This is a genomic window from Stenotrophomonas maltophilia group sp. RNC7 (assembly GCF_030910085.1).
Taxonomy (GTDB): Bacteria; Pseudomonadota; Gammaproteobacteria; order Xanthomonadales; family Xanthomonadaceae; genus Stenotrophomonas; species Stenotrophomonas sepilia.
In genome coordinates this window covers 33,374-59,706 of record NZ_JAVFVN010000444.1, presented here as the reverse complement: position 1 = coordinate 59,706, position 26,333 = coordinate 33,374, and the positions used below count along the sequence as shown (strand labels likewise).

The following is a 26,333-nucleotide window of genomic DNA, read 5'->3' as shown; positions in this document are numbered from 1 at the left end:
GCGGCAGGCCTCAGTGCGACTTTTCGTCAGTGTTGCCGTTCGGGTCGATCGCCGGCATCGCCGCCAGCTGCGCCGTGGTGGCCGCCACCGCCTTCACCTGCTGGCCCAGTGATACCGCACTGCCGTTGCTGACGATCACCCGTTCGCCGGTCTTGAGACCATCGGTGATCTGCCACTGGTTGCCGACCACCTGGCCGGTGCTGACCCGGCGCTCGACCACATGATCCTTGGCGTCGAGCAGGCGCAGCAACGGCTCGCCACGTTCATTGCGCAGCACCGCCTTCTGCGGCACCAGCAGGGCGCGCGCATCGGTGGCCATCGGCAGCACCGCCTTCAGGTACATGCCCGGCAGCAGCAGGCCCTCCGGGTTCGGAATGACCGCGCGCAGCACCACGTTGCCGGTGCCCGGGTCGACTGCGCTGCCGACGAACTCCAGGGTTCCTTCATGCGCATACGTGCTGCCGTCCTCCAGCAGCACCTTCACCTGTGCCTTGCCGTCGATGGCTTTCACCAGGCCGGCATCGAGCTGCCTGCGCAGCGCCAGCATCTGCGTGCTGGACTGGGTGACATCCAGGTACACCGGATCCAACCGCTGGATGGTCGCCAGCGCCGCGTCCTGGCCGGCGGTAACCAGCGCGCCGGCGGTAACGCTGGAGGTGCCGATGCGGCCCGCGATCGGTGCAGTCACCCGGGTGTAGTCAAGGTTGATGCGCGCGGCCTGCAATGCGGCGCGCGCGGCGATCACGTTCGCCTGTGCCTGCTTCAGCGCCGAGGTGGCATCGTCGGCGTCCTGCTTGCTCGCTGCATCCATGCCCAGCAGCGTGCGGGTGCGCTCGGCCTTCGGCTGCGCCGACAACACAGTGGCCTCGGCCTGCGCCAGCTGGCCACGCGCGGTATCGAAGGCGGCCTGGTACGGCGCCGGGTCGATCTGGTACAGCACCTGGCCGGCGCTGACCTGCTGGCCTTCGGTGAACAACCGCTGGCGGACCAGGCCGCCGATCTGCGGGCGCACCTCGGACACCTCGAACGGTACGGCGCGACCGGGCAGGATCTGCTGCAGCGCCAGCGGCTGTGCGCTGGCAGTGATGACGCCCACTTCAGGGATGGCCGGGGCCTCGGACCTGCCCGCCGAGCAGGCCGCAAGGGCCAGCAGCAGGGGCAGCAACAGCGGACGGGGAGAACGGGACAGCGGGCGCAGGAGTGACATGAGGGGGCGTGGGGGCCTTGCGTTGACCCGTGCACGCTGCCGTGGAACTGTGCAGAGAATATGGAGATTGTGCGACCGGCTCAGCGGGCGCTTGCTTTCGGCGCCGCATGCGCCGCTAATGGCCCGGCGATGGCGAAGATTCGACTCAAATTCGGCCTGACCGCGAAGACCTTCCTCGCGATCTTCACCGCCTGCCTGCTGGTGCTGGCAGTGAACGGCATTGCCAGCCGCGTGGCGTTCCAGACCGGCTTCCTGGACTACCTCAATGACCAGGGCGATCTGCGCATGCAGCGGGTGATGCCGCACCTGCAGCGCGAGTACAGCGCGCACGGCGGCTGGGAGCATCTGCGCGGCGACAGTGACCGCTGGGCGCGGCTGCTGCGCCCGGACCTGGCCCATGGGCACGAGGGGCCCGTGCCACCGCTGTCCGACCAGACCGGCGTTCCCTCCCGCCTGGGCCTGTTCGATGCACAGCATCGGTTCGTAGCCGGCAACCCGGATGCCACCAGCGACGACGAGCCGCACGCCGTGCAGGTGGACGGGCACACGGTCGGCTGGCTGGGCATGGTGCCGTTCCAGACCGTCATCGCCACCAACGACCTGAACTTCTACAACACCCAGGTGCGCGCGTGGTGGGTGATCGGCATCGCGCTGCTGCTGGTGACGGTACTGCTGGCCTGGCTGGTATCGCGCGCGCTGCGCCAGCGCCTGGCCAAACTGGCGGCGGCCACCCACCGGCTCGCCGCTGGCGACTACGCCACCCGCATCGAGCGCACCAGCGATGACGAGCTGGATGCACTGGTCAACGACTTCAACCGGATGGCGCAGGCGCTGGACGACACCGAGCGCAACCGCCGTGCCTTCATCGCCGACATCTCGCACGAACTGCGCACGCCGCTGGCGGTGGTTCGTGCCGAACTGGAAGCCATCGAGGACGGCATCCGCCCGCTGGACCGCGCCAACCTCGGTGCCCTGCAGGGCGAGATCCGCCAACTGGGCAAGTTGATCGACGACCTGCACGACCTGTCGATGACCCAGTCCGGCGGCCTGGCCTACCGCTTCGCGCCGCTGGACCTGGCGGCGCTGCTGCGCAGCGAGCTCAATGGCATGCGCGTGCGCTTCTCCATGGCGGGGCTGGCACTGGAGGAGGACCTGCCCGCCACACCGCTGCAGGTATCGGGTGACGAACGGCGCCTGCAGCAGGTGCTGGCCAATCTGCTGGAGAACGCATTGCGCTACACCCACGCCGGGGGCCGCGTACGCGTGCAGGCAGCGCGCGTGCCTGCCGGCGTGCAGCTGATCGTGGAAGACACCGCGCCAGGCGTGCCGGCCGACAAGTGCGCGCTGCTGTTCGAGCGCTTCTACCGGGTGGAGAGCTCGCGCAACCGGGCCAGCGGCGGCAGCGGGCTGGGCCTGGCCATCAGCCACAACATCATCCTCGCCCACCACGGCCTCATCCACGCCGAGCCCTCGCCGCTGGGCGGGCTGCGCGTGGTCATTACCCTGCCGGAGCCTGCATGAGCCCGTCCCCCGCCGCGTCTGCGAAGATCCTGATCGTCGAGGATGAGCCACGCCTGGCCTCGGTGCTGCGCGACTACCTGGCCGCCGCCGGGATGACCAGCGAATGGGTGGACGATGGCGGCCAGGTGATCGACGCATTCGCGCGCTACCAGCCCGACCTGGTGCTGCTGGACCTGATGCTGCCGCAGCGCGATGGCGTGGACCTGTGCCGCGAACTGCGCGCCAGCAGCGATGTGCCGGTGATCATGGTCACCGCACGGGTGGAAGAGATCGACCGCCTGCTGGGCCTGGAAATCGGTGCCGACGACTACATCTGCAAGCCGTTCAGTCCGCGCGAAGTGGTCGCACGGGTGATGGCGGTGCTGCGTCGCTACCGCCCGGACCCCGCTGCGCGGGCCAACGGCGGGCTGCATATCGACGAACCGGCAGCCCGCGCCACCTGGAACGGCAAGGGCCTGGACCTGACCCCGGTCGAATACCGCCTGCTGCGCACGCTGCTGGCCACGCCGGGCCGGATCTGGGCGCGCGACGAGCTGCTCGACCGCCTCTATCTGGACCATCGCGTGGTGGTCGACCGCACCGTCGACAGCCACGTGCGCAACCTGCGCCGCAAGCTGGCCGACGCCGGCATGGAAGGCGAACCGATCCGTTCGGTGTATGGCATGGGCTACAGCTACGAACCGTGATCGCGTTCGCCGGGCTTGGCCCGGCGCTACCCCGTCATGCCTCGTCGACGAACGTCACCCTCTGGTAGCGCCGGGCCATGCCCGGCGAGCGCAGCGATGCAGACCTGCGCTACAGTCGAGAACGCTCGACATTAAGAACACAACTGCATGGACGACATCCACCCGATCGCGCCGGACAAGCGCGCCGCCATTCTTTCCAGCCTCGCCGACATCGAACAGCGCCACAATGTGCGTGTGCTGCTGGCCTGCGAATCCGGCAGCCGTGGCTGGGGCTTCTCTTCGCCGGACAGCGACTACGACGCACGCTTCATCTACGTGCATCGCCAGCCGTGGTATCTCAGCGTCAACGAGAGCACCGGTCCCGGCGAAGCGCAGCGCGATGTGATCGAACTGCCGATCGACGATGAGCTCGACGTCAGCGGCTGGGACCTGCGCAAGGCACTGCGGCTGGTCTCAAAATCCAATCCGACACTGATCGAATGGCTGCGTTCGCCGATCGTGTACCGGCAGGACGACGCCGCCGTGGCGCAGTTGTGGGAGGCCGCAAAGTCCTTCTATTCGCCGCTGGGCACGTGGTGGCACTACTTCAGCATGGCGCGCTCGAACCATCGCGGGTACCTGCGTGGCGAGATGGTACGCACCAAGAAGTACCTGTACGTGCTGCGCCCACTGCTGGCCTGCCAGTGGATCGAGCACGAGCAGACACCTCCGCCGATGGCCTTCGAGGATCTGCTGGATCGACTGCTGCCGCATGGCCCGGTGCGTGAAGCCATCGATGCCCTGCTGGTAGTGAAACGCGCCAGTGCCGAGGTCAATGCCGGACCACGCATCGCGGCGATCAGCGATTTCATCGATCGTGAGCTGGCCACCCGGACTGCGCAGGCGCCACAGCTGCCCGTTGGACACGGTGATGCGGCGTGGCTGGATGAGCTGTTCCGGCAGGTGCTGGCCAAGCACGCGCCGGCATGAAGAGCCGCAGCTGCTTCCGGTCGTGCCGGCCGCTGGCCGGCAACCCCAGAATTCCAGGTACGCCCATTGACGTTGCCAGCCAGCGGCCGGCACTACCACACGGGTATCATCGTCGCGAACGTCCTGATTTCCGGAGACACCGATGACCCCGCTGCGCCCCTTCCGCGACAAGATGCCCGTCCTCGGCGAGCGCGTGTACATCGATCCGGCCTGCACCGTCATCGGTGACGTGGAGCTGGCCGAGGACGTATCGGTGTGGCCGGGCACGATCATCCGCGGTGATGTCAATCACGTGCGCATCGGCGCGCGCACCAACGTGCAGGACGGCACCATCATCCACGTCAGCCACCACAGCCCCTACAACAAGGCCGGCTACCCGACCCTGATCGGCGAAGGCGTGACCGTCGGCCACGGCTGCATCATCCATGCCTGCACGATCGGCGACTACAGCCTGATCGGCATGGGCGCCTGCATCCTCGACAGTGCGCGCGTCGAGCGCCATGGCTTCGTCGGCGCCGGTGCGGTGGTCGGCCCGGGCAAGGTGGTCGGCGAAGGCGAGCTGTGGGTGGGCAATCCGGCCCGCCCGGCCCGCACGCTGAGCGACAAGGAGATCGAGTCGCTGCACTACTCGGCCGACCACTACGTGCGGCTGAAGGACGAATACCTGGGCTGAGCAGCCAACGCCGCCATGCGGCTCTGCTAAAGTCTGGGCCCGACCAGGACCTGTCGAGACCCCCATGCCTGTGGCTGCCTGCCGGAGAGGACTCCGGCGCCCACAACGAAGGCCATCGCACTGATGGCCGCACCGATGCTCGATACCTACCGCGAGGTGGTGACGCCGGAGGGTGTGCCGCTGCAGCTGCCGGCAGCCGGCCCGGTGCCACGGGCGATGGCGTGGCTGGTGGATCTGGGCGTGCGCATCGCGGTACTGGTGGTGATGTCGATTCCACTGGCACTGCTGGATTCGTTCGGCTCCGGGCTCGGCCTGGTGCTGATGTTCCTGGTGTACTGGGCCTACCCGATCGTCTGCGAAGCGCTGTGGGGCCGTACGCTCGGCAAGCGCGCGCTGGGCCTGCGCGTGCTTGCGCGCGATGGCGCGCCGGTAGGCTGGATGGCTGCCATCACCCGCAACCTGCTGCGCACCGTGGACATGCTGCCGTTCGGCTATGCACTGGGCCTGATCAGCAGCCTGTTCGATCCCCATGGCCGTCGCCTGGGCGATCTGGTGGCCGGCACCGTGGTGGTGCATGCGCCCGTGCCGTACCTGCCGCCTCCGCCCACCATCGACAGCGTGCTGGCCCCGCCGCAGCCGCTGCGACCGGAAGAGCAGGCCGCGCTGATGGCCTTCGCCGAGCGCGCGCCACGGCTGTCGGCGGCCCGCCAGCAGGAACTGGCCGGCATCGCCGAACCGCTGACCGGCACCCACGGCCAGGTCGGCGTACTGCGCCTGTATGCCATGGCCAACTGGCTGTTGGGGCGGCGATGAAGCAGGAACAGTTCGTCGCCCGCTACCAGCAGGAATGGCAGGACCTGGAACACTGGCTGCTGCTGCGTGCTGGTGCTGCGCGCCGCACGCGGCGCAAGGCCAGCGCGCTGGCAGTGGACGACGCCGCCTTCCCGCAGCGCTACCGGCGCCTGTGCCAGCAGCTGGCACTGGCCCGCGAGCGCGGCTACAGCCCGCAGCTGGTGCAGCGCCTGCAGCAGTTGATGCAGCAGGGCCACAGTGTGCTGTACCGCACTCCGCCGACGCGCTGGCGCGGTGCACTGGAATTCCTGGTGGCCGACTTCCCGCTGCTGGTGCGCAGCCAGGCGCGCAGCATGTGGGTGGCACTGGCGATGTTCGCGCTGCCGGCGGTGGCCTGCTTCGTGCTGGCGCAGCTCTACCCGGACCTGATCCACATGGTGATGGACAACCGCCAGATCGCCGAGATGGAGCGCATGTACGATCCAGCGGCCGAACGCCTCGGGCGTGACAGCGGCACGGACTGGATGATGTTCGGCCACTACATCCTGAACAACATCAGCATCGCCCTGCGTACCTTCGCCAGTGGCCTGCTGGCCGGCCTGGGCACGCTGCTGGTGCTGCTGTTCAACGGCGTGATCATCGGTTCAGTGGCCGGCCACCTGCAGCACATCGGCCATGGCGATCCGTTCTGGCGCTTCGTCGCAGGCCATGGTGCGTTCGAGCTGACCGCGATCGTGATCGCCGGCGGTGCCGGCCTGCAGCTGGGCATGAAACTGCTGGCCCCCGGCCGGCGCAGCCGCCTGGATGCCCTGGTCGAAGGCGGCCGCATCGGGGCCCGGCTGTGCCTGGGCGTGGCGTTCATGCTGCTGGTGGCCGCGTTCATCGAAGCGTTCTGGTCGTCGATTGCCGAAGTGCCGGCGTGGGGCAAGTTCAGCGTGGCCGGCGTGCTGTGGGCCGGCGTGCTGCTGTGGCTGTGGCGCGGCGGGCGCGGAGGCGGCAATGCGCATTGACCGCCTGGACGTGGCGCTGCGCGCGCGCAGTGGCTGGGAAGCGATGGAGCTGGGCAGCGCCCTGTCGCGCCGCCACGCACGTGCGGTGTGGGGCAGCTGGCTGCTGGCCAGTGCGCCGCTGTTCGTGATCTTCAACGCGTTGGGCTGGTGGCTGGATGCGTTCGGCTGGGCCTGGCTGGCAATGTGGTGGTGCAAGCCGCTGTTCGAGCGCGCACCGCTGTACGTGCTGTCGCGCGGCATCTTCGGTGAGCCGGTGGGCGCGCTGGCAGCGCTGCGTGCGCAGCGCAGCTGGGGCAATGCAGGCTTCTGGGGCTACCTGGGCTGGCGCCGCTTCAGCGTACTGCGCAGCCTGTGCCTGCCGGTGAACCTGCTGGAAGGCAACGCGCCGGCCCAGCGCGGTGCACGCCGCCGCGCCGTGGCGGCCGGTGCCGCGGGCGCCGCCGTTGTGCTGACCGTGGCCTGCATGGCCTTTGAAGGGGTGCTGGTGTCCGGCGCGATCGGCGCGGTGTTCATGTTCATGCCACTGGAGCTGATGTCCGAATCATGGCGTGCCGCATGGGACATGATCGGCCAGGACACGCCTGCCTGGGCGCAGCTGGGCTTCAACCTGGCGTGCTGGCTGGCATCGGTGCTGATCGGACCGTTCTATGTCGGCGCCGGCTTCGGCCTGTACTTGAACCGACGTACGCAGATGGAAGCGTGGGACGTGGAGATCGCCCTGCGCCGCCTGCGCGAGCGGCTGCTGCCGGCAGCATCGACGCTGGCGCTGCTGCTGTGCCTTGCCCTGCCGCTGGCCTCCGCGCCAGTGCATGCGCAGGACGCGCAGACAGTCGCTGGGCAGGCCGACGATGCCGAAGAGGACGAGGGCCGTGCGGAAGAACCCGCCACTGCGGCCAACGATCCGGCCAATACGCCGGCGATGATCTTCGGTGCGGCGCCGGTGGACACCGCCGGTTTCCGCCAGGCGGTGAACCGCGCCTATGAGGATCCGCTGCAGCGCCCGACCCGCCAGGTCACGCGCTGGAAGCCGATCGAACAGGCCGAGGAAAAAAAGAAGGAAGACAAGGCGCTGCAGAGCGACGGCAGCGACAAGGGCGAGCGCAGCAACCGCAAGGCCAGCATTGCCTGGCTGGCGCGCCTGGCCGAGTGGGGTCTGTGGGGCCTGCTGGGCGTCCTGCTGCTGGTGCTGTTGTTGACCGCCCGTCTGTGGCTGCCGTGGCTGCGCGGCAGTGGCCGGCGCAAGGCCGAGGCTGCACCACAGGTGGTGGAGGAACAGGTGGAGCTGCCGGTCGTGCTGCCGCCGGACGTGGCCACCCAGGCCGGCCTGCTGTGGGACCAGGGCCGGCCGCGTCAGGCGCTGGCCCTGCTGTACCGCGCCAGCGTACGCACCGTGGGCGAGCGCAGCGGCATCGCGCTTCCGCCCGGTGCCACCGAAGCGCAATGCCTTCGCGCCTCGCGGCGCATGCCCGATGCCACCGACCGTGACCTGTTCGCGCGCATCGTGCGCATGTGGCAGTACGCCGCCTACGGTGGCCGCCTGCCCAGCCGCGCCGATTTCGATGCACTGGCCGACACGCTGCGCCAGCAATACGGGTGGCTGGCATGAGCCCGCGCCTGTTCTGGTCGCTGTTGCTGGGCGGGCTGGTGCTGCTCGGCGTACCGCTGACGATCCTCTTTCTGCGCACGCATGAGCGGGTGACCGAGACCGTGCAGCTGCCGCCGCAGGGCGAAGCTGGCTACAACCCGCTGTACGTGCTTGGCCAGGCACTGCGCGCCGATGGCATCGACGTGCACTCGCGGCCGCGACTGGACCTGCAGCAGATGGCGCTGGGACCGCGCGATACGGTGGTGCTGCTGCAGGACAGCAGCGAACTGCCGGCACCGGCAGCCAGGGCCCTGCTGGCCTGGGTCGATGGTGGTGGCCATCTGCTGGTGCGTACGCCGCCACCCGCAGAGGACGACGCCAGCAGTACGCAGGGACCGCTGCTGGACCAGCTCGGCGTGGACAGCCTGTACCAGCAGAGCGACTGCCAGCCGTTCCACGTCATCGACGATCCCAGCCATGTGGAGTTCTGCGGTGGTCGCCGCTTCACGCTGGGCTTTGCCGCCCGTACACAAGCCGAACGGCGTTGGGGCAACGAGCGCAACCTGGTGTTCGCGCGACTGCGCCACGGGCAGGGCAAGGTGAGCGTGCTGGCCGACATGGAGTTCATGCGCGGCGAGGTGGATTCGCCGGCAGCACGCCTGGCATCGGCTGCGGGCAAGGCCAGCGACGGCCTGCACGATCTCTCGCACCGCGACCTGACCCGTTATCTGCTCGATCCGAACTATGGCAAGGGCACTTTCTGGCTGGTCTACGCCAGCCGCCCGCCGTCGCTGTGGGCGCGCCTGTTCTACCAGGGCTGGCCGGTGTGGGCGCCGCTGCTGCTGGCCCTGCTGGGCTGGCTGTGGGGCCGTTCGCAACGCTTCGGCAGCCGCCTGCCGTCGCCGGTGCTGGAACGCCGCTCGCTGCTGGAACACGTGCGTGCCAGCGGCGAGCTGCTGCTGCGCTTCGGCCACGGCGCGTGCCTGTACCACGCCGTGCTCGCCCTGTTCCTGCATCGCCTGCGCCTGCGCGCACCGGTGGCTGCCGCACTGGAGGGCGCCCCCCGCGAACAGGCCATCGCCGAACTGCTGAAGTGGCCGCAAGGCCGCGTTGCCAGCGCGCTCACGCCGCCTCCGCCGCACGATTCCTCCGCCCTGCGCGAGCGCATCCGCTTGCTGCTCCAGATGAGATCCCTGCTATGACCGAAGTCCCCGAGCTGCCGGCGGCCGCCAACGCCCGCCTGATCGAACGCGTCGATGCCATCCGCGATGCCGTCGGCCACGCCTTCATTGGCCAGGCCGACGTACTGGACCAGATCCTGGTGGCCCTGCTGGCCGGTGGCCATGTGCTGATCGAGGGCGTGCCCGGGCTGGGCAAGACCCTGCTGGTGCGGGCACTCGCGCAGGCGCTGGAGCTGGATTATGGCCGCGTGCAGTTCACCCCCGACCTGATGCCCAGCGACGTCAGTGGCCATGCGGTGTACGACCCGAAGAGCGAGAGCTTCAGGATCCGCCGTGGCCCGGTGTTCACCAATCTGCTGTTGGCCGACGAGATCAACCGTGCGCCGGCCAAGACCCAGTCGGCACTGCTGGAAGTGATGCAGGAAGGCCAGGTGACCATCGAAGGCAAGGCGTTCACCCTGGCGCCGCCGTTCATGGCGCTGGCCACGCAGAACCCGCTGGAGCAGGAAGGCACCTACCCGCTGCCAGAGGCACAGCTGGACCGCTTCCTGCTGAAGGTGCTGATCGACTACCCGCAACTGGAGGACGAGAAGCGCATGGTGACCGCGATCACCAGTGGCCGTGCCGCCAGCGATTTCGACCTGAGCCAGGTGCCACGCGTGCTCGGTGCCGGCGAACTGCTGGAACTGCAGCGTGCGACCGCGGCGATCACCGTCGATGACGAAGTGATCGACTACGCGGTGCGGATTGTGGCGGCCACGAGGCAGTGGCCAGGCATCGCGGTCGGCGCTGGCCCGCGCGGCAGCATCGCGCTGGTGCGTGCCTCGCGCGCGCAGGCGGTGCTGGCCGGCCGTGACTTCGTCACGCCCGACGACGTGCGCGACATTGCTCGCCCGGCACTGCGCCACCGCATTGCACTGGCCCCGGAGCTGCAGATCGAAGGCCAGGACGCCGACGACGTGCTGGGCGCACTGCTGGCCAAGGTGGAAGCACCGCGCCGATGAGGCCTGCCCCGCTGCTGCTGGCGCTGCTGCTGGCCTGGGCCGCCCTGGGCGGCCTGGTGCTGGGCGGCCTGGTGCTGGGCGGGTTGCTGCCGCGCTGGAGCTGGGCGCTGGCCGCGGCGGCCATCGCGTTGCCTGCGCTGTTCGACCTGTGGCGGCAATCGCGGCGTCCGTCGCCGCAGGTACAGCGCGAACTGCCCGAAGCGCTGGCGCTGGGCGTGCGCCGCGAGGCGGCGCTGCGGCTGCAGGCCGAGCAAGCGATGACGGTGCAGGTGTTCGACCTGGTCCCCGGCGGCTGGCCGCTGGAATCGCTGCCACAGCGCGTGCGCCTGCGGGCCGGTAGCGCCTCCACGCTGCACTATCACCTGCAGCCGCTGCAGCGCGGGCACTTCCGCTTCGAAGGCGTGCACCTGCGCATGCGCTCGCCGTGGCGCCTGTGGTGGCAGCAACGCACGCTGCCGCCCGTACTGGACGTGCGGGTCTATCCGAACTTCGTCCCGCTCACGCGCTTTGCGTTGTTCAGTGCTGACCAGGCCTCGCGGCTGGTCGGTGCACACGTGAAGCGCCGCCGTGGTGAAGGCACCGACTTCCACCAGATGCGCGAGTATCGCGTCGGCGACAGCCTGCGCCAGCTGGACTGGAAGGCCACCGCGCGTGCGCGCAAGCTGATCTCGCGCGAGTACCAGGACGAGAAGAACCAGCAGTTGCTGCTGATGCTCGACAGTGGCCGGCGCATGCTGGCCAGCGAAGGCGGGCTCTCGCACTTCGACCATGCCTTGAATGCCTCGCTGGTGGTGGCCTACCTGGCGCTGCGCCAGGGCGATGCCGCCGGCCTGTTCGCTGCCGGTGGCGAACGCCGCTGGGTCGCGCCGCAGCGCGGCATGGGCACGGTCGAGCACCTGCTGCGCGCCAGCTACGATCTGCAGCCACGCGCGGTGGCCACCGACTACCTGGCCGCCGCCACCGAGGTATCGCTGCGCCAGCGGCGACGTGCGCTGGTGATGCTGGTCAGCAACGTGCGCGATGAAGACATCGAAGACCTGCTGGCGGCGGTGCGCCTGCTGCAGCGGCGCCACCTGGTGTGCGTGGCCAGCCTGCGCGAGCGCGAGCTGGACGGCGTGCTGGAGGGCGAAGTGCAGACACTGGAAGACGCCACCCAGGCCGGTGCCGCCGCGCTGTACCTGCAGCAGCGCGCGAAGGCGCACGAAGCGCTGCGCAGCGAGAAGGTGATGGTGCTGGACGTCACCGCCGACGCCCTGCCCGGCGCGCTGGTGGAGCGCTACCTGGCGGTGAAGCGCGAAGGGCTGCTCTGAGCCGAGCGCGGGCTCGGCTCTACACGGATCGGGTTGTCTGTAGCGCCGAGCCCATGCTCGGCTGCCGGCCAGCGGCCGGCACTACCTACCCCTGCAGCAAGCGCCGCTGCAACCGCTCCACCGCACGCTGCAGCAGCACCCGGTTGCGGGCCAGCTTCATCCACTGCGGCAGGCGCGAGATCATGGATCGATGATGGCCGCGGCCTTCGCGCAGCGTCGCGCCCGCGTAGTCGTGCAGTGCCTGCAGATGTTCGGCGTTGTAGGCCCACAGCAGGCCCGCGCGGGTCGATTCGACCAGGCGCAGCGGCAGACCGAAATGCGGATCGGCAGGCTCGGCGTCACGCAGTGGGCGCATCGAGACCGCGACCTCGGTGCTGCGACCGCACTGTGCGCATCGGGCGGGGAAGGATGCCGGCGCGGGGATGCCGACGGGAATCGGTCGACACACATGCAGCCACTGATGCCCGCAGAATCCACAGGGCTGGCGGCCCAGAATGCGGACCGCACCGACCCAGTCGCCGCTGTCCAATGCAGCGCTGCAAGCGGTGCAGCGGAAACGCGCGGTCCATCGATAGGGTTCCCAGCGGGCGATCACCCAACCGGGGGCATCGCAGCGGTGGCAACGCACCGCGACGCGGTCCGCGAAGGCCTGCAGGCTGCGCCCGTCATCGAAATGCCGGCCCGGCGCGGGCGTGGCACGTCCATGCCGGCCAGGCCAACGCCGCACCGTCATCAGACGTAGATCCGCGTCGGCGCCTCGTCGACGATCGCGTGCGGCACGAACCGCGCACTGTCGCGGGTGATCGCGCTGTCGTCCTCGCGGATGCCGATGCCGCAGGCGTGGTCACCCACCACCCAGCTGCCGATCAGCGGGTAGCCGCCTTCGAAGCGGGTCAGCGGATGGGCGCGCTGGATGATCGCCGGGCCGTCATAGGGACCGTCGCTGCGCTGGGTGCTGCCATCGGCCAGGTGCATCTCGATGTTGGCACCTTCGCGCGAGAACAGCGGCTTGCGCACCCAGCCCGACGCCAGCGCGCTGCCGTCATCGAAGTGCGCCTCCAGCAGGTTCGGATGGCCTACGTTGCGCTGCCACAGCAACGGCAGGATGCCCTTGTTGCTCAGCACTGCCTTCCATGCCGGTTCCAGCAACTGCACGCCCGAACCGGGCAGCGCGCGGCCGAACTCTTCGGCCATCAGGTCTTCCAGCGGGTACAGCTTGAACAGCGTGCCGATCACCGAATCATCCAGCGCGGTGAAGCGGCCGTCCTCGGACAGGCCGATGTCCTCGATCGCGATGGCCTGGCCATGCAGGCCGGCCTGCGACGCGCAGTCGCGCAGGTACTCGACCGTGCCACGGTCTTCTTCCGAGCTTCCCACCGCGCTGAAGTACAGCGGCGGCGGCAGCTGCGTGGCCAGTTCGCCGAAGCGCTCGACCAGTGCCTCATGGATCGCATTGAACTGGTCGGCATGCTGCGGCAGGCGGCCGGCGTTGCGCTGGTCTTCCAGCCACTGCCACTGGAAGAAGCTGGCCTCGAACAGCGAGGTCGGCGTGTCGTAGTTCAGCTCGTACAGCTTGGCCGGACCGGTGCCGTCGTAGGCCAGGTCCAGGCGGCCGTAAAGGTGCGGCTGGCGCTGGCGCCAGCTGTCGGCGATCCAGTCGCGGTAATGCGACGGAATCGCCAGCTGGTCCATCAACCGCTCGCTGCCGATGACATCACCGACCAGATCCAGCGCCATCTGGTGCAGCTCGGCACTGGGGTCTTCGATGTCCTGTTCGATCTGGCGCAGGGTGAACGCGTAGTACGCGCTTTCATCCCAGTAGGGCTGGCCATCGATGGTATGGAAACGGAAACCCGCTTCCTCCGCGCGTGCCCGCCACTGGGCACGCTCGGCAATCCGGATGCGCTGCATGGGTCGATCAGCCGCCGTAGCTGCCGCTGGTGCTGCGGCGTGCGCTGGTGTTGCCGAAGCCACCACGGCTGGCAGTGACCGCACGGTTCGGTTCGCTGGTGACCGGTGCCAGGCCGGCCTTGCCGGCACCGATGCCGCTGGCGGTGTTCAGGCCACCGGTGCCGCCCGGTGCCGGGCGCGCCCAGCCAGCGTTCTTGTCCTGGTAAGCCGGTGCCGACGCCGGCGCCTGCGGGGCGAGGCCGCCGCGGTTGCTCAGCATCTGCGACATGAAGAAGCCCATCATCATCGGGCCGATGAACGAGGTGCCGGCCGAGGTGTGCTGCTGCACGCACTGCTCCGGCTTGTAATCCTTCTCGCAGGCTTCCTTGCTGGCGTACTTCGGCGCCGCATCGGCGGCCTGTTTCTGCGCTTCGGCGAAGGCATTGCGGCACGACGACGGGTCGCCGGTGGCCTCGGTGCAGGCCTCGACCGAGGTGTACAGGCCTTCCTGCACCTTCACTTCCGGCTCCTTCTGGCAGGCGGTGAACAGCAGCGGCGCGGCGCTCATCAGCAGCAGCGCGGTGGTGCGGGAACGTTTCATGGCCTCATGCCCTGTCGACGGATCAATGCCCCAATGATGCCAAATCCTCACCAACAACCGGAATCGGCAAAGTGGGAAAGATGAACGGAATTTCATTTTCGTCGTTCCCCATCAGCCACGCATGACGTGGATCCATCGTGTCGACCAAGGTCGACACCTACCAACAGCCACAGGAAACTGTCGAAGGCGGGCTGGGTCCCGCGGATAGCCCAGCTGATGCTGTTGAGGTTGCCGGCCAGCGGCCGGCGCTACCACGGGTGCAGGGCGCAGCCCTGCCACTCCCTTCCCGGTGGTTGCAGCAGCAACCGAAAAAATTGGCCATGATCGGCTGACCCCCACGTCGTACGGCCCGCCCGTTCCGCCCGCCATGCCCGAATACCGTTCCCGCACCTCCACCGCCGGCCGCAACATGGCCGGCGCCCGCGCCCTGTGGCGTGCCACCGGCATGAAGGACGGCGACTTCCACAAGCCGATCATTGCCATCGCCAACTCCTTCACCCAGTTCGTGCCCGGCCACGTGCACCTGAAGGACCTCGGCCAGCTGGTAGCGCGCGAAATCGAACAGGTCGGTGGCGTCGCCAAGGAATTCAACACCATCGCCGTGGACGACGGCATCGCGATGGGCCACGACGGCATGCTGTATTCGCTGCCCAGCCGCGAGATCATCGCCGACGCCGTGGAGTACATGGTCAACGCGCACTGCGCCGACGCGCTGGTGTGCATCAGCAACTGCGACAAGATCACCCCCGGCATGCTGATGGCTGCGCTGCGCCTGGACATCCCGGTGGTGTTCGTCTCCGGCGGGCCGATGGAAGCGGGCAAGACCAAGCTGTCCGAGCACAAGCTGGACCTGGTCGACGCGATGGTGGTGGCCGCCGATGACAGCGCCTCCGACGAGAAGGTCGCGGCCTTTGAACGCAGCGCCTGCCCCACCTGCGGCTCCTGCTCGGGCATGTTCACCGCCAACTCGATGAACTGCCTGACCGAAGCGCTGGGCCTGTCGCTGCCCGGCAACGGCACTACGCTGGCCACCCATGCCGACCGCGAGGCGCTGTTCCGCCGCGCCGGCCGCCTGATCGTCGAGCTCTGCCATCGCTGGTACGGCGGCGAAGACCCGAGCGCGCTGCCGCGCGGGATCGCCACCCAGGCCGCGTTCGCCAACGCGATGACCCTGGACATCGCCATGGGCGGCTCCACCAACACCATCCTGCATCTGCTGGCCGCAGCGCAGGAAGCGGAGGTCGACTTCGACCTGACCCACATCGACGCGCTGTCGCGACGCGTCCCGCAGCTGTGCAAGGTGGCGCCGAACACACCGAAGTACCACATCGAGGACGTGCACCGCGCCGGCGGCGTGTTCGGCATCCTCGGGGAGCTGGATCGCGCCGGCCTGCTCGATACCACAGTGCCGACCGTGCACAGCGCCAGCCTGGCCGAGGCGCTGGAGCGCTGGGACGTGGTGCGCAGTGACAACGACACCCTGCACACCTTCTTCAAGGCCGGTCCGGCCGGCATCCCCACGCAGGAGGCCTTCAGCCAGGCCACCCGCTGGCCCGCGCTGGACCTGGACCGCGCCGAGGGCTGCATCCGCTCGCTGCAACATGCGTATTCGCTGGAGGGTGGCCTGGCTGTGCTGCGCGGCAATCTGGCCGTCGATGGCTGCGTGGTGAAAACCGCCGGCGTGGACGAATCGATCCATGTGTTCGAAGGCCCCGCGCGCGTCTATGAAAGCCAGGACGCCGCCGTCGCCGGCATCCTCGCCGACGAGGTACAACCGGGCGACGTCGTGGTGATCCGTTACGAGGGCCCGAAGGGCGGCCCGGGCATGCAGGAGATGCTGTACCCGACCAGCTACCTGAAGTCGAAGGGACTGGGCAAGCAGTGCGCGCTGCTCACCGATGGCCGCTTCTCCGGTGGCACCTCGGGGCTGTCGATCGGCCACGTTTCGCCGGAAGCGGCCAGTGGCGGCGCGATCGGCCTGGTGGAAGATGGCGACCGCATCCGCATCGACATCCCGGCCCGCCGCATCGACCTGCTGCTGGATGAGGCCACGCTGGCCCAGCGCCGCAGCGAGGCCGACGCACGCGGCTGGAAGCCACGCGCACCGCGCCCGCGCAAGGTCACCAGCGCGTTGAAGGCCTACGCCCTGCTCGCCACCAGTGCCGACAAGGGCGCCGTACGCAACACCGCCCTGCTCGGCGATTGATGCCGATCCGGTAGTGCCGGCCGCTGGCCGGCATCTTAAAAAAAGGGGACGGAGGGGATTAAGTCGTTTGAGGCACAGACGACTTAATCCCCTCCGTCCCCTTTTTTTCAGCCGATCACGCGCTTGAACGGCGGCAGCGCGTCGATGATGCGCTTGCCGTAGCGGCGGGTCAGCAGCCGCGAATCGAGGATGATCACGCGGCCGGTGTCGGTGGAGGTGCGGATCAGGCGGCCGGCGAACTGGGTCAACGTGCGCAGCGCGTGCGGAATGGCGATCAGGTTGAACGCATTGAGCCCGCGGCCCTCGAACCATTCGCTGAGCGTGGCGGTCTGCGGATCGGTCGGCACCGCGAACGGTACCTGGGTGATCACCACCGTGGTGCAGGCTTCGCCGGGCAGGTCGAGGCCTTCGCCGAACGAATTCAGCCCGAACAGCACCGAACCCTCACCCGCGTCGACGCGGCGCAGGTGCTCTTCGATCAGCCGGGTCTTGGACATCTCGCCCTGCACCAGCACCTGCTTGCGGCGCGCCACCGACATCAGGCCGGCCACCTTTTCCATCTTCCAGCGCGAGGTGAACAGCACCATCGAGCCCTTGGCCCAATCCAGCTCGGTATCCAGGTAGCGCGCCACTTCGCGGGGATGGCCTTCGCGATCGTCGGGGGTGACCGGAAACTTCGGCACGATCAGCTCGGCCTGGTTGGGCAGGTCGAACGGCGACGACAGCGAGACCATCTCGGCCTCTTCGGGGATGCCGTTGTCGATCGCCAGCGACTGGAAATCGCCGCCACCGGTCAGCGTCGCCGAGGTCATCACCACCGAATCCACTTCATCCCACAGCAGCTTGCGCAGCACGTGCGCGGCCGACACCGGCGAGCCGTGCAGCACCAGGTCGCCGTCGCGGGTAGCAGTGACCCAGCGCGCCATCGGCGGCGCGCCGTCCTTGTCCTCGCGGCGCCACGCCTGCCACAGGTTGTACTGTTGCTCGATCATTTCCAGCGCCATGCCCAGGTTGCGCTGCAGGCGCTCGCGCGCGGCATCGTCCGGCTTGCCCTTGGCCACCTGCGCGGTGGCGGCATGCGCCCAGTTGTAGAGGCTGCGGGTCTCGTCGGCCAGTGCCTCGATCGGCTCGCGCCAGGCCTCGGGCAGGCGTCCATTGGCCGCACGCCACATCGGCTCCTCGTCCGCCGGCGCCGGCATCCACACCCGCTCGATGTGATCGCGGAACGCGCGCAGCTGCTTGGCGACGTTGCTGGCCACCTCGATCGCTTCGTTCGGCAGCAGGTTGCCGAGGCGGTCCTTGTCGACCGCGCGGTAGGCACCGGCAATCAGGATCTGCAGGCGGCCGGTGCGCTTGGCCATTTCATCCAGCGCGAGGCTGGCCGCGCCCTGGTCGATCGCCACGTTGCCGATGTGATGGCCTTCGTCCAGCACCAGCAGCATGTCCGACGGCGGCGCAATCAACGGCTGGCCGTTGTCGCTGTCGCCGATCGACAGCGCCGACAGCAGCAGCGCGTGGTTGGTAACGACGATCTGCGCATCACGCACGGTGTTGCGCGAACGCAGCACCGCACACTGCGCCGAATAGGCACAGCGGCGCCCGGCGCAGCCCGAGGCCGGCGTGGTGATGCGGCTGCGCAGGCCGGGGCTGATGGTCTCCGGTGCGTTGTCGATGTCGCCATCCCAGCTGCCGCTGGTGAAGGCGTCGGTCAGGCGCTTGGCGATGTCCATCTCGATCGGCGCCAGTGGCCGGTCGAACAGTGGTGCATCCTCCTCGAACATGCCGCCCTGCGAGCCCTCGCCCTGTGCTTCGGCGGCGTTGCGCGTGCACAGGTAGCGGGTACGGCCCTTGGCCAGCGCCACGGTCGCTTCCAGGCCGGTGGCCTTGAGGAAATTCGGAATGTCGCGCTCGACCAGCTGCGACTGCAGCGCCACGGTGCCGGTGCTGATCACCAGCTTCTTCTTGCTGGCCAATGCGATCGGCACGCCTGCGGTGAGGTAGCCCAGGCTCTTGCCGACGCCGGTGGGCGCCTCGACCACGCCAACGCCACCGCTCTTCGACAGCGCGCGCGACACCACGCCGATCATCTGGCTCTGCGAGCGACGGGTGGAGAAGCCGGGGGTATTGGCCTGCAGCGTCGTGTACGCCTTGCGGATCGCGTCCTTCAAGGTGTCATCGAGCGTGCGCGGAGCGGCGACGGTTTCGGTCACGCCGGGAATTACCGTGGCTGGATCGGGCCGGTCATTGTCGCATGGCCGGCCATGTCCGCCGCCGCTGGCTGCCTGAACGGGGCAGCGGCGACGCCCGGCGGCTGGATGAACACACCGTACGCTGCTGGCGACGGCCCTGGGCCGTCACCGGGGTGTCACTGCACCGCGTTGCCGCGCAGCCGCAGCAGACGCACCAGCGCCCACACCAGCAGCACCACGCCGATGGCCTCGACCATCGCCAGCGCGAAGTGCAGCACGCCAAAGATGGCGCTCATGCCCGAGATGGCGCTGAAGTTGCCACTGCTGACCAGCCACATCGGCAGGACACCCGCGACCAGGCCGCCCAGGCTGGACAACAGCAACAGCAGCAGGCCGACCAGCGCGCCGGTGCGGGTCGCATCACGCGGCGCACCGACCACCCAGACCAGGCCGACGCACAGCGCGATCAGCACCGGCAGGCGCACACCGACCATGCTCAGCACGGTCACCATCAGGGTCGTGCCGTCCATCGATCAGTCCTCGCCGGCCAACACAGCCGGGCCCTGGCGCAGCGCCTGGTAGACCTCGTCGGTCTGCGGGCGTACGCCGTGCCACTGCAGGAAGCTCTCGGCAGCCTGCTCGACCAGCATGCCCAGGCCGTCGACGGTGTTACGGCACTGCGCCGCACGGGCCCAGGCCAGGAAGGCGATGGCCGCCTCGCCGTAGTTCAGGTCGACGGCGGTGGTCATCGAATTGACCAGCGACAGCGGCAGCTTGAACTCGACGTCGCGGTCGCGGCCCGCCGAGGTGGCGTTGACGATCAGTTCGAAGTCGCCCAGCTCGCGCAGGTCCTCCCAGTAGCGGCTGATCGCGCGGCCCGGTTCGCCCATGGCATCGATCAGTTCGTCGGCGCGCTCCGGCGTGCGGTTGACCACGACCAGTTCGGTGATGCCGGCATCGAGCAGCGCCGGGGCGACGCTGCGCGCCGAGCCACCGGCACCGATCATCAGCACGCGGCGGCCGCGCAGGTCCAGGCCGTGGCGGTCGGTCAGGTCGCGCACCAGGCCGATGCCATCGGTGGTGTCGCCGTGCCAGCGGTCGCCCTTGCGCAGCAGCGTGTTGACCGATCCGGCGCGGCGCGCCCGTGCGGTCAGCGTGGTGCATGCCGAGAACGCGGTTTCCTTGTGCGGCAGGGTGACGTTGGCACCGACGCCGCCCTCGGCAGCGAAGGCCTCCAGGCCGGCCAGGAACGCCTCCGGGGCCAGGTCGATCGCGCGATAGTCGATGGCGATGCCTTCCTGGCGACCGAACGTCGCGTGGATCTGCGGCGACTTCGAGTGGGCAACGGGGTGTCCGAAGACGGCGTAACGGTCGGTCATGGAATCCTCAAGCTGGCTAGACTGATGCTCTTTCGTGCACGGAACCGGATGATGCGCATCACCCCGCCCCTGCTGGTGCTCGCCGCCAGTCTACTCTCTGCCCCCGTGGCGATGGCGTTGAACGAGTACGGCATCGAAGGCATGGGCGTGGTCTCGACCCGCGCCGACGAAGGCCGCGCCACGATCAGCGCCGATGGCCAGCGCATCGTCTTCGCCCGCCGCGGCGAGGCCGGCTGGGGCCTGTGGGAGGCACGCGTGGTCGACGGTCGTTGGCAGCAGGCACAGGCACTGCCGGTCGGCGTGGCCGGTGAAGCCCGCGATCCCTACTTCAGCCGTGACGACCGCTGGCTGCTGTTCGCGGCCGGTCGCGAGGGCGCGCTGGCGCTGTACCGCGCTGCGCTGGCCACCGATGGCCGGCTGGGCCCGGCGCAGCCGCTGGCCGGTGACGGCGGGCGCCGGGAAGAGCGCGGACCGGCCCTGAGCGCGGATGGAAAGCAGCTGTTGTTTGCCCGCCAGCAGGGCCATGGCGCCGGCTGGGATCTGTTCGTAGCGACGCTGGATGCGCAGGGCCTGCGTGGCCCGGCCACCGCACTGAGCGCGTTGAACAGCGCCGACGACGAGACCGACGGCGACTGGCTGGGCCATGACGGCGCCGTGGTGTTCAGCCGCGGCCACGGCAGTACCGCGCAGGTCTGGAGCAGCGGCTGTGCGTGGAGCGGTGTGGCGCTGCAGCCGCTGGGGCTGTCGTTCAACCAGGCCGGCGGCTGGACCGGCGCGCCGGTGATCGACAACGCCAAGCCCGGCGAGATGATGGTGGCCAGCAGCGCGGCAAAGGCGCCGCGCGCCGGTGGCGTGGACGTGTACCGGTTGGCGGTGCCGAGGGTGACGGCGGTGGCCGGGTGCGTGCGGTAGATCCACGCCATGCGTGGATGGCGCCCGCGAAGGGGTCAGAGCCCTTTCCTGCGGAAAGGGATCCGACCCCGGGGATTGCCCGTCAGCGCGACAGCACCTTGGCGCGCAACTGCTCGTACTCCATCTCGCTCAGCTGGCCGTTGTCCTTGCGCTGGTTCAACGCGGCCAGCTCGGCCTGCACGCTGTCCGGCAGGGCCTGCTCACGGGCCACGTGGCGGGCGGCGGAGAGCTGCTCCGGTGGGCGCTTGCCCGCGCGCCATGCGGCGATGAAGACAGCGACGATGATGGCACCGAACACCAGCGTACCGATGCCCCAGATCAGCCATTGCATCCATCCCAGTTCGGGTCCCATCGCGCAGTCCTCCGTCTATCGTGGCGCTATTGTCAGCGCTCGCGCAGCCATCGCGCCACCTGCGGCGCGAAATAGGTCAGCACGCCGTCGGCACCGGCCCGCTTGAAGCCCAGCAGCGACTCCAGCACGCAGGCGCGCTCGTCCAGCCAGCCGTTGGCGAAGGCGGCCTTCATCATCGCGTACTCGCCACTGACCTGGTAGGCGAAGGTCGGCACGCCGAACGTCTCCTTCACCCGGCGCACCAGGTCCAGGTACGGCATGCCCGGCTTGACCATCACCATGTCGGCGCCCTCTTCCAGGTCCAGCGCGATCTCGCGCAGAGCCTCGTCGCCGTTGGCCGGGTCCATCTGGTAGGTCTTCTTGTCGGCCTTGCCGAGGCTGGCCGCGCTGCCCACCGCATCACGGAACGGGCCGTAGAACGCCGAGGCGTATTTGGCCGAGTAGGCCATGATGCGCACGTTGATGTGGTTGTCGGCATCCAGCGCACGGCGGATCGCTCCGATGCGGCCGTCCATCATGTCCGACGGCGAGACGATGTCCACACCGGCCTCGGCGTGCGACACCGACTGCTTGACCAGTGCTTCCACGGTGATGTCGTTCAGCACATAGCCCTTGTCGTCGATGATGCCGTCCTGGCCGTGGGTGGTGTACGGGTCCAGCGCCACGTCGGTCATCACGCCCAGTTCCGGGAAGCGCGACTTCAATGCGCGGATCGCACGCTGCGCCAGGCCGTCCTCGGCCCACGCCGCCGATGCGTCCAGCGACTTCAGCGACGGGTCGATCACCGGGAACAGGTCGATTACCGGAATGCCCAGCTCCAGCGCCTCTTCGGCCACCTTCAGCAGCTCTTCGATCGACAGCCGCTCCACGCCCGGCATCGACGGCACTGCGGTGCGGCCCGCCAGTTCGTGCACGAACACCGGGTAGATCAGGTCGTCGGTGGTCAGCGTGTTCTCGCGCATCAGGCGGCGCGAGAACTCGTCGTGGCGCATGCGGCGCGGGCGGTAAAGCGGATGGGACATGGCAGGCTCCGAGGAGTGGCTATTGCAACAGGTAACCCTGCGGCAGCAGGGGTTCGGGCAAGGGGCGTTCGCCGAGCGCGTCGAGCTGGTCGATCTCGATCGTGCGCACCAGCGCGTCCAGCGGCAGGTCGTTCGGCTCCAGGCCGAACGGGTCTTCCATTTCTTCGCCCAGCTGGTCCAGGCCGAAGAAGGCATAGGCCAGCACCGCCGACAGCACCGGCGTGCCCCAGCCCAGCGAACTGGCCAGGCCGAACGGCAGCAGCACGCAGAACATCCACGCGCAGCGATGCAGCAGCAGGGTGTAGGCGAACGGCAGCGGCGTGGTGAGGATGCGCTCGCAGCCGGCCTGGATCGACGACATCGCGTGCAGGCGCTCCTCCAGCTGTGCGTAGAGGATCGGATCGAGCTCGCCGGCGCGCAGCGCCTGGGCCAGCTCGGCGGCGATCATCGACAGCAATGCATCCGGCACGTTCTCGCGCTGGCCCAGCTGCTCGCGCTGCGGCTTGTCCAGCCATGGCAAGGCGACCAGGGCCACGACGCGCCCACGCAGGCGCGCGGCCAGCGCATGGGCGAACGCGGTGGTGAGGTACGCGATGCGGCGACGGCGGCCGCCGTCATCGGCCAACAGCAGGTGCACCTGGCGCGCCAGCGAACGCGATTCGTAGACCAGCTGGCCCCACAGCTTGCGGCCTTCCCACCAGCGGTCATAGCAGGCGCTGTTGCGGAAGCTGAGGAAGATCGACAGGACCAGGCCGAGCAGGGTGAACGGCGTGACCGACACGCGTTCGATGCCGGTCGGCGGGGCCAGTTCCACCACGGCCGCCACGGCAATGGACAGGATCAGGATGGCCAGCACCTTCGGCGCGATCGCTTTGACGATCGAGCCGCGCAGGATGTACAGCAGTTGCCAGCCGTGGGGACGGGGTCGGATGATCATCGGGCAGCCGCGCCAGGCGCGGAATCACAGGCACGCGGGGGGCTCGCGCAGCCGCTCATTGTACGCCCCTGCCCGGCCACCGGCCGTGCGCCTGCGACGCCCTGTCGCACCCGGCGCCGGGATTCAGATCACGCCGCCGCCCAGGCCCAGGCGCAGGATGCCGACCACCACCACGATGCCGTTCAGCACCAGCCCGGCCCAGGCCCGACCGCGCTTGGTCGGGTGGGTAAACAGGATGCCCAGCGCGGCGATCACCGCGCCGACGGCGGCGAACGGGATCAGGAACCAGTTGCCCCAGCCAAGCAGCGGAATCAGCGCCAGGATCATCCACAACAGCGCCAGTACGCCCCACAACAGACTGATCACGCCCATTCCGCTCTCCCGCAGTTGGTTCTGTCTGTGTCCACCATAGTCGTTCCCGCAGTCGCCGCCTACTGCCGTTGGCGGGGCTGTCACCCGACGCGTGCTAGCGTGCTGCCGTGGGTGCCCTGGCCCGGGTGTTGGCGCCGATTCAGAGTGGCCCGCCGATGATCGCAACCAGTCCTACAGGGGTCGTGCCATGAACATCCGTTGGGCCGCGCTGGCGGCCATCCTGCTGGTCGCCGCCGGTTGTGCCAGCACCTCCAAGGTCATGCTGGGGCGCGCCCGCGCGCCGATCGATCCGGCACTGGTGCAGATCTATTCCACGCCACCGGCCGGCTCGCAGGAAATCGCGCAGCTGGAATCGGCATCTGCCGTGGGCTTCGGCACGCAGGGCCAGACCGATGCCGCGGTGGCACGCCTGAAGCGTGAAGCGGCGGCACTGGGCGCCAATGGCGTGGTGCTGATGGGCGTGGGCAGCAGCGGCTCGCCGGTCGGCATGTCGGTGGGTGCCGGCACCTTTGGCTCGCATGTGGGGGGTGGCGTCGGCATCGGTATTCCGACCACGCAGAAGCGCGCCGCCGGCGTGGCGATCTGGGTACCCAATCCGGAACCGCCGGCACGGCTGCCGACCCAGGTGATCACGCCGCAGCGGTGAGGCGGCAGCGTCACCGCGGGTAGCGCCGGGCCATGCCCGGCGTCTCTCCCGCTGCGCTCGCCGGGCATGGCCCGGCGCTACCGATTATTTCTGCCGGTACTTCGGCACGAACACCTTGTTTACCGCATCAGCCAGCTGGTCCGGCGGCAGCAGGCCCTGGTCGAGCAGGAAGTTGTTGAACGCCAGGCGGTCGAACTTCGCACCCAGTGCCAGCTCGGTCTGCATGCGCAGTTCCAGGATGCGGGTGTAACCGTAGAAGTAGCTGCCCGCCTGGCCCGGCATGCGCACCATGTAGCGGTCCAGTTCCTGGGTGGCCATCGCCTTGGACAGGCCGACCTGCTCCATCAGCACGCGTTCGCCGTTGGCGCGGTCGGTCAGGCCGAGGTTGAGCATCGGGTCAAGCATTGCGCGTGCGGCCCGCAGCAGGCGGAACTGCAGGGCGATCATCTGCCCGTCCAGCGGCTCGTACGGCACCATCTCGGCCTCGGCATACAGCGCCCAGCCTTCAACGTTCACCGAATTGAACGCGAACATGGTGCGTGCCAGCGAGACACCACGCTCGACCATGGCGGTGAACTGCAGCTCGTGGCCGGGGCGGCCTTCATGCGCGCTCAGCGTCCATGCCGCCGCACCGAAGTTGAAATCGTCGTATTGTGCGCCCGGGCCCGCCGCCGGGTTGCCCAGCGGCAGCACGAAGGTGCCCTGCTGCCCGGTGTTGTTGACCAGCGGCGCCGGCAGGAAATGCGGGGCCGGGCTGGCCGCGCTCTCGGCGGCCGAACCCAGGCGCATCTGCATGGCGCGCTTGGGTACATCGACGATGGCATGCTCGCGGATCAGCGGATCGATCGCATCGATCACCTTACGGTAGTGGCCTTCCAGCTGGTCGTCGGCGATCTTGTCGGCCTTCAGCGCGCGGATCACCGCCACCGGGTCGCTCGGATCGGCCACCTTCAGGCCCTTGTCCTTCACCACCAGCGGCGCCAGCTGCTGCATCGCCGAGCGGGTTTCCATGAACTCCAGCTGCGCGCGCTGCATCAGCAGCTTCGGGTCGATATCGATGCCGACCTGCTTGAGCTGGTAGGCGTACAGCGGCGCCGGCAGGCGCGCATCGGTGCGTGCCTTCGGCAGCACGTCCTTGCGGGTCCAGGCGGCGTAGTCCTTCATCTGCCCGGCCAGGGCCTTCATTGCCTCATCGGCGCCGGCGATCTGGTACTTCTTCAGCAGCGACTCGATGCCGGTGATGTACGTCTCGACGTTGTCCAGCGATTGCTGCACTTCGATCTTCGTCGGCTGCAGCAGGCTGCCGTCCTTCAAGCGCTCTTCGTAACGCTGGCGGGCCAGCGTGGTGAACGCGGTGCCACCCGGCTGCAGCCCGGCGTAGGCCTTGAGGCGGTCGATCGCCTTGGCCCGGCGCTCGGCCGGCACCTGGTCGGACAGCAGCAGGTTGAGGCCGCTGAACACGGTCTGCGGTGCATCGGTCCACGGCAGCAGGTACTTCTCGTTGAGCTCGCTGCCCTCGATGTTCTGGTTGGCGGCGTGGATCATGATCTCCAGGTCCTGGCGGACGTTGGGATCCTGCTCGGTGGCCAGCTTCGCCTTCAGTTCGTCGCGCGCCTTGGCCATCGCCGCGCGGTAGCGCTTGCCGTTGTCCGCACCGAGGTCGGCCACCTTGTCGTCATAGCCGGGCACGCCGAAGAAGCCGGTTTCTTCCGGCTGGAACGGGCCCTGCGCATCGAGCAGGATCTGCGCCAATGCGTTGCTGCGGGCCACCCAGGCCGGGCTGGCCGGAGTAGCGGCCTTGGTGGCGGGTGCCGCCAGCGCCGGCGGTGCGAACATCAGCGGGGCGGCAGTCAGGGCCAGGGCAACGGCCAACGCGATCGGCTTCATGG

The 26,333-nt window shown here is 68.8% G+C and carries 25 protein-coding genes; 13 read left to right on the top strand and 12 right to left on the bottom strand.

Going from position 1 to position 26,333, the window contains the following annotated elements:
- Positions 1-10: 10 nt before the first annotated feature.
- Complete coding sequence (smeA, locus tag RCF13_RS07725) at positions 11-1,207, bottom strand: multidrug efflux RND transporter periplasmic adaptor subunit SmeA (protein WP_231352382.1); 1,197 nt, start codon at positions 1,205-1,207, stop codon at positions 11-13.
- A gap of 129 nt (positions 1,208-1,336) precedes the next feature.
- Between smeA and baeS the strand changes: the two genes are divergently transcribed.
- The 10 genes from baeS to RCF13_RS07675 all read left to right on the top strand — a co-directional run bounded on the left by baeS (position 1,337) and on the right by RCF13_RS07675 (position 11,938).
- A complete protein-coding gene (gene baeS, locus RCF13_RS07720; RefSeq protein WP_134969182.1) occupies positions 1,337-2,728 on the top strand; it encodes a sensor histidine kinase efflux regulator BaeS in 1,392 nt (463 codons plus the stop codon).
- Positions 2,725-3,414 (top strand): response regulator, encoded by a 690-nt coding sequence (locus RCF13_RS07715; RefSeq protein ID WP_134969183.1) that lies wholly within the window; start codon positions 2,725-2,727, stop codon positions 3,412-3,414. The genes baeS and RCF13_RS07715 overlap by 4 nt, the downstream gene beginning before the upstream one ends.
- A 147-nt stretch (positions 3,415-3,561) precedes the next feature.
- Entirely contained in the window at positions 3,562-4,383 is an 822-nt protein-coding gene (locus tag RCF13_RS07710; RefSeq protein WP_061479019.1) for a nucleotidyltransferase domain-containing protein, read from the top strand.
- Between the two features lie 142 nt (positions 4,384-4,525).
- Positions 4,526-5,056 (top strand): gamma carbonic anhydrase family protein, encoded by a 531-nt coding sequence (locus tag RCF13_RS07705; protein WP_134969184.1) that lies wholly within the window; start codon positions 4,526-4,528, stop codon positions 5,054-5,056.
- Positions 5,057-5,179: 123 nt separating this feature from the next.
- On the top strand, positions 5,180-5,869 hold the full coding sequence (locus RCF13_RS07700) for an RDD family protein (protein ID WP_061479017.1): 690 nt from the start codon (positions 5,180-5,182) through the stop codon (positions 5,867-5,869).
- Positions 5,866-6,858: a stage II sporulation protein M gene (locus RCF13_RS07695; RefSeq protein ID WP_065177881.1), complete on the top strand. Its 993-nt coding sequence runs from the start codon at positions 5,866-5,868 to the stop codon at positions 6,856-6,858. The genes RCF13_RS07700 and RCF13_RS07695 overlap by 4 nt, the downstream gene beginning before the upstream one ends.
- Positions 6,848-8,464 (top strand): DUF4129 domain-containing protein, encoded by a 1,617-nt coding sequence (locus tag RCF13_RS07690; RefSeq protein ID WP_231352384.1) that lies wholly within the window; start codon positions 6,848-6,850, stop codon positions 8,462-8,464. Before RCF13_RS07695 ends, RCF13_RS07690 begins: the two co-directional genes overlap by 11 nt.
- On the top strand, positions 8,461-9,645 hold the full coding sequence (locus RCF13_RS07685; protein ID WP_231352386.1) for a DUF4350 domain-containing protein: 1,185 nt from the start codon (positions 8,461-8,463) through the stop codon (positions 9,643-9,645). Before RCF13_RS07690 ends, RCF13_RS07685 begins: the two co-directional genes overlap by 4 nt.
- Positions 9,642-10,628 (top strand): MoxR family ATPase, encoded by a 987-nt coding sequence (locus RCF13_RS07680; RefSeq protein WP_061479013.1) that lies wholly within the window; start codon positions 9,642-9,644, stop codon positions 10,626-10,628. The genes RCF13_RS07685 and RCF13_RS07680 overlap by 4 nt, the downstream gene beginning before the upstream one ends.
- The gene (locus RCF13_RS07675; protein ID WP_231352388.1) at positions 10,625-11,938 is read left to right on the top strand and encodes a DUF58 domain-containing protein; all 1,314 of its coding nucleotides are present in this window, start codon (positions 10,625-10,627) and stop codon (positions 11,936-11,938) included. The genes RCF13_RS07680 and RCF13_RS07675 overlap by 4 nt, the downstream gene beginning before the upstream one ends.
- An 85-nt stretch (positions 11,939-12,023) precedes the next feature.
- Here RCF13_RS07675 and RCF13_RS07670 read toward each other — a convergent pair whose 3' ends face one another.
- From RCF13_RS07670 to RCF13_RS07660, 3 genes are read right to left on the bottom strand one after another with little or no spacing between them, the layout of a single operon-like run.
- The gene (locus RCF13_RS07670) at positions 12,024-12,671 is read right to left on the bottom strand and encodes a hypothetical protein (protein WP_134969137.1); all 648 of its coding nucleotides are present in this window, start codon (positions 12,669-12,671) and stop codon (positions 12,024-12,026) included.
- Positions 12,671-13,849, bottom strand: coding sequence for a glutathionylspermidine synthase family protein (locus RCF13_RS07665; RefSeq protein ID WP_061479010.1), 1,179 nt, complete (start codon positions 13,847-13,849; stop codon positions 12,671-12,673). The genes RCF13_RS07670 and RCF13_RS07665 overlap by 1 nt, the downstream gene beginning before the upstream one ends.
- A gap of 7 nt (positions 13,850-13,856) precedes the next feature.
- Positions 13,857-14,429, bottom strand: a complete 573-nt coding sequence (locus RCF13_RS07660; RefSeq protein ID WP_005420172.1) for a DUF1190 domain-containing protein — start codon at positions 14,427-14,429, stop codon at positions 13,857-13,859.
- Between the two features lie 367 nt (positions 14,430-14,796).
- On the opposite strand from RCF13_RS07660, the gene ilvD reads away from it, so the two are divergent.
- On the top strand, positions 14,797-16,635 hold the full coding sequence (ilvD, locus tag RCF13_RS07655; RefSeq protein WP_061479009.1) for a dihydroxy-acid dehydratase: 1,839 nt from the start codon (positions 14,797-14,799) through the stop codon (positions 16,633-16,635).
- Positions 16,636-16,742: 107 nt separating this feature from the next.
- Here ilvD and dinG read toward each other — a convergent pair whose 3' ends face one another.
- From dinG to aroE, 3 genes are all read right to left on the bottom strand, one after another.
- The gene (gene dinG, locus RCF13_RS07650; protein WP_134969139.1) at positions 16,743-18,845 is read right to left on the bottom strand and encodes an ATP-dependent DNA helicase DinG; all 2,103 of its coding nucleotides are present in this window, start codon (positions 18,843-18,845) and stop codon (positions 16,743-16,745) included.
- Positions 18,846-19,000: 155 nt separating this feature from the next.
- On the bottom strand, positions 19,001-19,354 hold the full coding sequence (locus RCF13_RS07645; RefSeq protein ID WP_134969140.1) for a hypothetical protein: 354 nt from the start codon (positions 19,352-19,354) through the stop codon (positions 19,001-19,003).
- Positions 19,355-19,357: 3 nt separating this feature from the next.
- The gene (gene aroE / locus RCF13_RS07640) at positions 19,358-20,203 is read right to left on the bottom strand and encodes a shikimate dehydrogenase (protein ID WP_049414396.1); all 846 of its coding nucleotides are present in this window, start codon (positions 20,201-20,203) and stop codon (positions 19,358-19,360) included.
- A gap of 48 nt (positions 20,204-20,251) precedes the next feature.
- On the opposite strand from aroE, the gene RCF13_RS07635 reads away from it, so the two are divergent.
- On the top strand, positions 20,252-21,115 hold the full coding sequence (locus RCF13_RS07635) for a hypothetical protein (protein WP_231352389.1): 864 nt from the start codon (positions 20,252-20,254) through the stop codon (positions 21,113-21,115).
- An 82-nt stretch (positions 21,116-21,197) separates the two neighbouring features.
- Here the strand turns inward: RCF13_RS07635 and RCF13_RS07630 are convergent, their stop codons facing one another.
- The 4 genes from RCF13_RS07630 to RCF13_RS07615 all read right to left on the bottom strand — a co-directional run bounded on the left by RCF13_RS07630 (position 21,198) and on the right by RCF13_RS07615 (position 23,798).
- Positions 21,198-21,467 (bottom strand): hypothetical protein, encoded by a 270-nt coding sequence (locus tag RCF13_RS07630; protein WP_061479005.1) that lies wholly within the window; start codon positions 21,465-21,467, stop codon positions 21,198-21,200.
- Positions 21,468-21,499: 32 nt separating this feature from the next.
- Positions 21,500-22,489, bottom strand: a complete 990-nt coding sequence (gene hemB, locus RCF13_RS07625; RefSeq protein WP_006400669.1) for a porphobilinogen synthase — start codon at positions 22,487-22,489, stop codon at positions 21,500-21,502.
- A gap of 19 nt (positions 22,490-22,508) precedes the next feature.
- On the bottom strand, positions 22,509-23,426 hold the full coding sequence (locus RCF13_RS07620; RefSeq protein ID WP_061479004.1) for a bestrophin family ion channel: 918 nt from the start codon (positions 23,424-23,426) through the stop codon (positions 22,509-22,511).
- A 123-nt stretch (positions 23,427-23,549) separates the two neighbouring features.
- The gene (locus RCF13_RS07615) at positions 23,550-23,798 is read right to left on the bottom strand and encodes a hypothetical protein (RefSeq protein WP_005420185.1); all 249 of its coding nucleotides are present in this window, start codon (positions 23,796-23,798) and stop codon (positions 23,550-23,552) included.
- 187 nt (positions 23,799-23,985) lie between these two features.
- Here RCF13_RS07615 and RCF13_RS07610 point away from each other — a divergent pair, with 187 nt between their 5' ends.
- Positions 23,986-24,444, top strand: a complete 459-nt coding sequence (locus tag RCF13_RS07610; protein WP_005420187.1) for a hypothetical protein — start codon at positions 23,986-23,988, stop codon at positions 24,442-24,444.
- An 84-nt stretch (positions 24,445-24,528) separates the two neighbouring features.
- Here the strand turns inward: RCF13_RS07610 and RCF13_RS07605 are convergent, their stop codons facing one another.
- A complete protein-coding gene (locus RCF13_RS07605) occupies positions 24,529-26,331 on the bottom strand; it encodes a DUF885 domain-containing protein (protein WP_061479003.1) in 1,803 nt (600 codons plus the stop codon).
- Positions 26,332-26,333 lie beyond the last annotated feature (2 nt).

Bases quoted from the DNA above. Each gene is read 5' to 3' on its own strand.
- smeA (WP_231352382.1), bottom strand. From the start codon at position 1,207: ATGTCACTCCTGCGCCCGCTGTCCCGTTCTCCCCGTCCGCTGTTGCTG.
- baeS (WP_134969182.1), top strand. From the start codon at position 1,337: ATGGCGAAGATTCGACTCAAATTCGGCCTGACCGCGAAGACCTTCCTC.
- RCF13_RS07715 (WP_134969183.1), top strand. From the start codon at position 2,725: ATGAGCCCGTCCCCCGCCGCGTCTGCGAAGATCCTGATCGTCGAGGAT.
- RCF13_RS07710 (WP_061479019.1), top strand. From the start codon at position 3,562: ATGGACGACATCCACCCGATCGCGCCGGACAAGCGCGCCGCCATTCTT.
- RCF13_RS07705 (WP_134969184.1), top strand. From the start codon at position 4,526: ATGACCCCGCTGCGCCCCTTCCGCGACAAGATGCCCGTCCTCGGCGAG.
- RCF13_RS07700 (WP_061479017.1), top strand. From the start codon at position 5,180: ATGGCCGCACCGATGCTCGATACCTACCGCGAGGTGGTGACGCCGGAG.
- RCF13_RS07695 (WP_065177881.1), top strand. From the start codon at position 5,866: ATGAAGCAGGAACAGTTCGTCGCCCGCTACCAGCAGGAATGGCAGGAC.
- RCF13_RS07690 (WP_231352384.1), top strand. From the start codon at position 6,848: ATGCGCATTGACCGCCTGGACGTGGCGCTGCGCGCGCGCAGTGGCTGG.
- RCF13_RS07685 (WP_231352386.1), top strand. From the start codon at position 8,461: ATGAGCCCGCGCCTGTTCTGGTCGCTGTTGCTGGGCGGGCTGGTGCTG.
- RCF13_RS07680 (WP_061479013.1), top strand. From the start codon at position 9,642: ATGACCGAAGTCCCCGAGCTGCCGGCGGCCGCCAACGCCCGCCTGATC.
- RCF13_RS07675 (WP_231352388.1), top strand. From the start codon at position 10,625: ATGAGGCCTGCCCCGCTGCTGCTGGCGCTGCTGCTGGCCTGGGCCGCC.
- RCF13_RS07670 (WP_134969137.1), bottom strand. From the start codon at position 12,671: ATGACGGTGCGGCGTTGGCCTGGCCGGCATGGACGTGCCACGCCCGCG.
- RCF13_RS07665 (WP_061479010.1), bottom strand. From the start codon at position 13,849: ATGCAGCGCATCCGGATTGCCGAGCGTGCCCAGTGGCGGGCACGCGCG.
- RCF13_RS07660 (WP_005420172.1), bottom strand. From the start codon at position 14,429: ATGAAACGTTCCCGCACCACCGCGCTGCTGCTGATGAGCGCCGCGCCG.
- ilvD (WP_061479009.1), top strand. From the start codon at position 14,797: ATGCCCGAATACCGTTCCCGCACCTCCACCGCCGGCCGCAACATGGCC.
- RCF13_RS07645 (WP_134969140.1), bottom strand. From the start codon at position 19,354: ATGGACGGCACGACCCTGATGGTGACCGTGCTGAGCATGGTCGGTGTG.
- aroE (WP_049414396.1), bottom strand. From the start codon at position 20,203: ATGACCGACCGTTACGCCGTCTTCGGACACCCCGTTGCCCACTCGAAG.
- RCF13_RS07635 (WP_231352389.1), top strand. From the start codon at position 20,252: ATGATGCGCATCACCCCGCCCCTGCTGGTGCTCGCCGCCAGTCTACTC.
- RCF13_RS07630 (WP_061479005.1), bottom strand. From the start codon at position 21,467: ATGGGACCCGAACTGGGATGGATGCAATGGCTGATCTGGGGCATCGGT.
- hemB (WP_006400669.1), bottom strand. From the start codon at position 22,489: ATGTCCCATCCGCTTTACCGCCCGCGCCGCATGCGCCACGACGAGTTC.
- RCF13_RS07620 (WP_061479004.1), bottom strand. From the start codon at position 23,426: ATGATCATCCGACCCCGTCCCCACGGCTGGCAACTGCTGTACATCCTG.
- RCF13_RS07615 (WP_005420185.1), bottom strand. From the start codon at position 23,798: ATGGGCGTGATCAGTCTGTTGTGGGGCGTACTGGCGCTGTTGTGGATG.
- RCF13_RS07610 (WP_005420187.1), top strand. From the start codon at position 23,986: ATGAACATCCGTTGGGCCGCGCTGGCGGCCATCCTGCTGGTCGCCGCC.
- RCF13_RS07605 (WP_061479003.1), bottom strand. From the start codon at position 26,331: ATGAAGCCGATCGCGTTGGCCGTTGCCCTGGCCCTGACTGCCGCCCCG.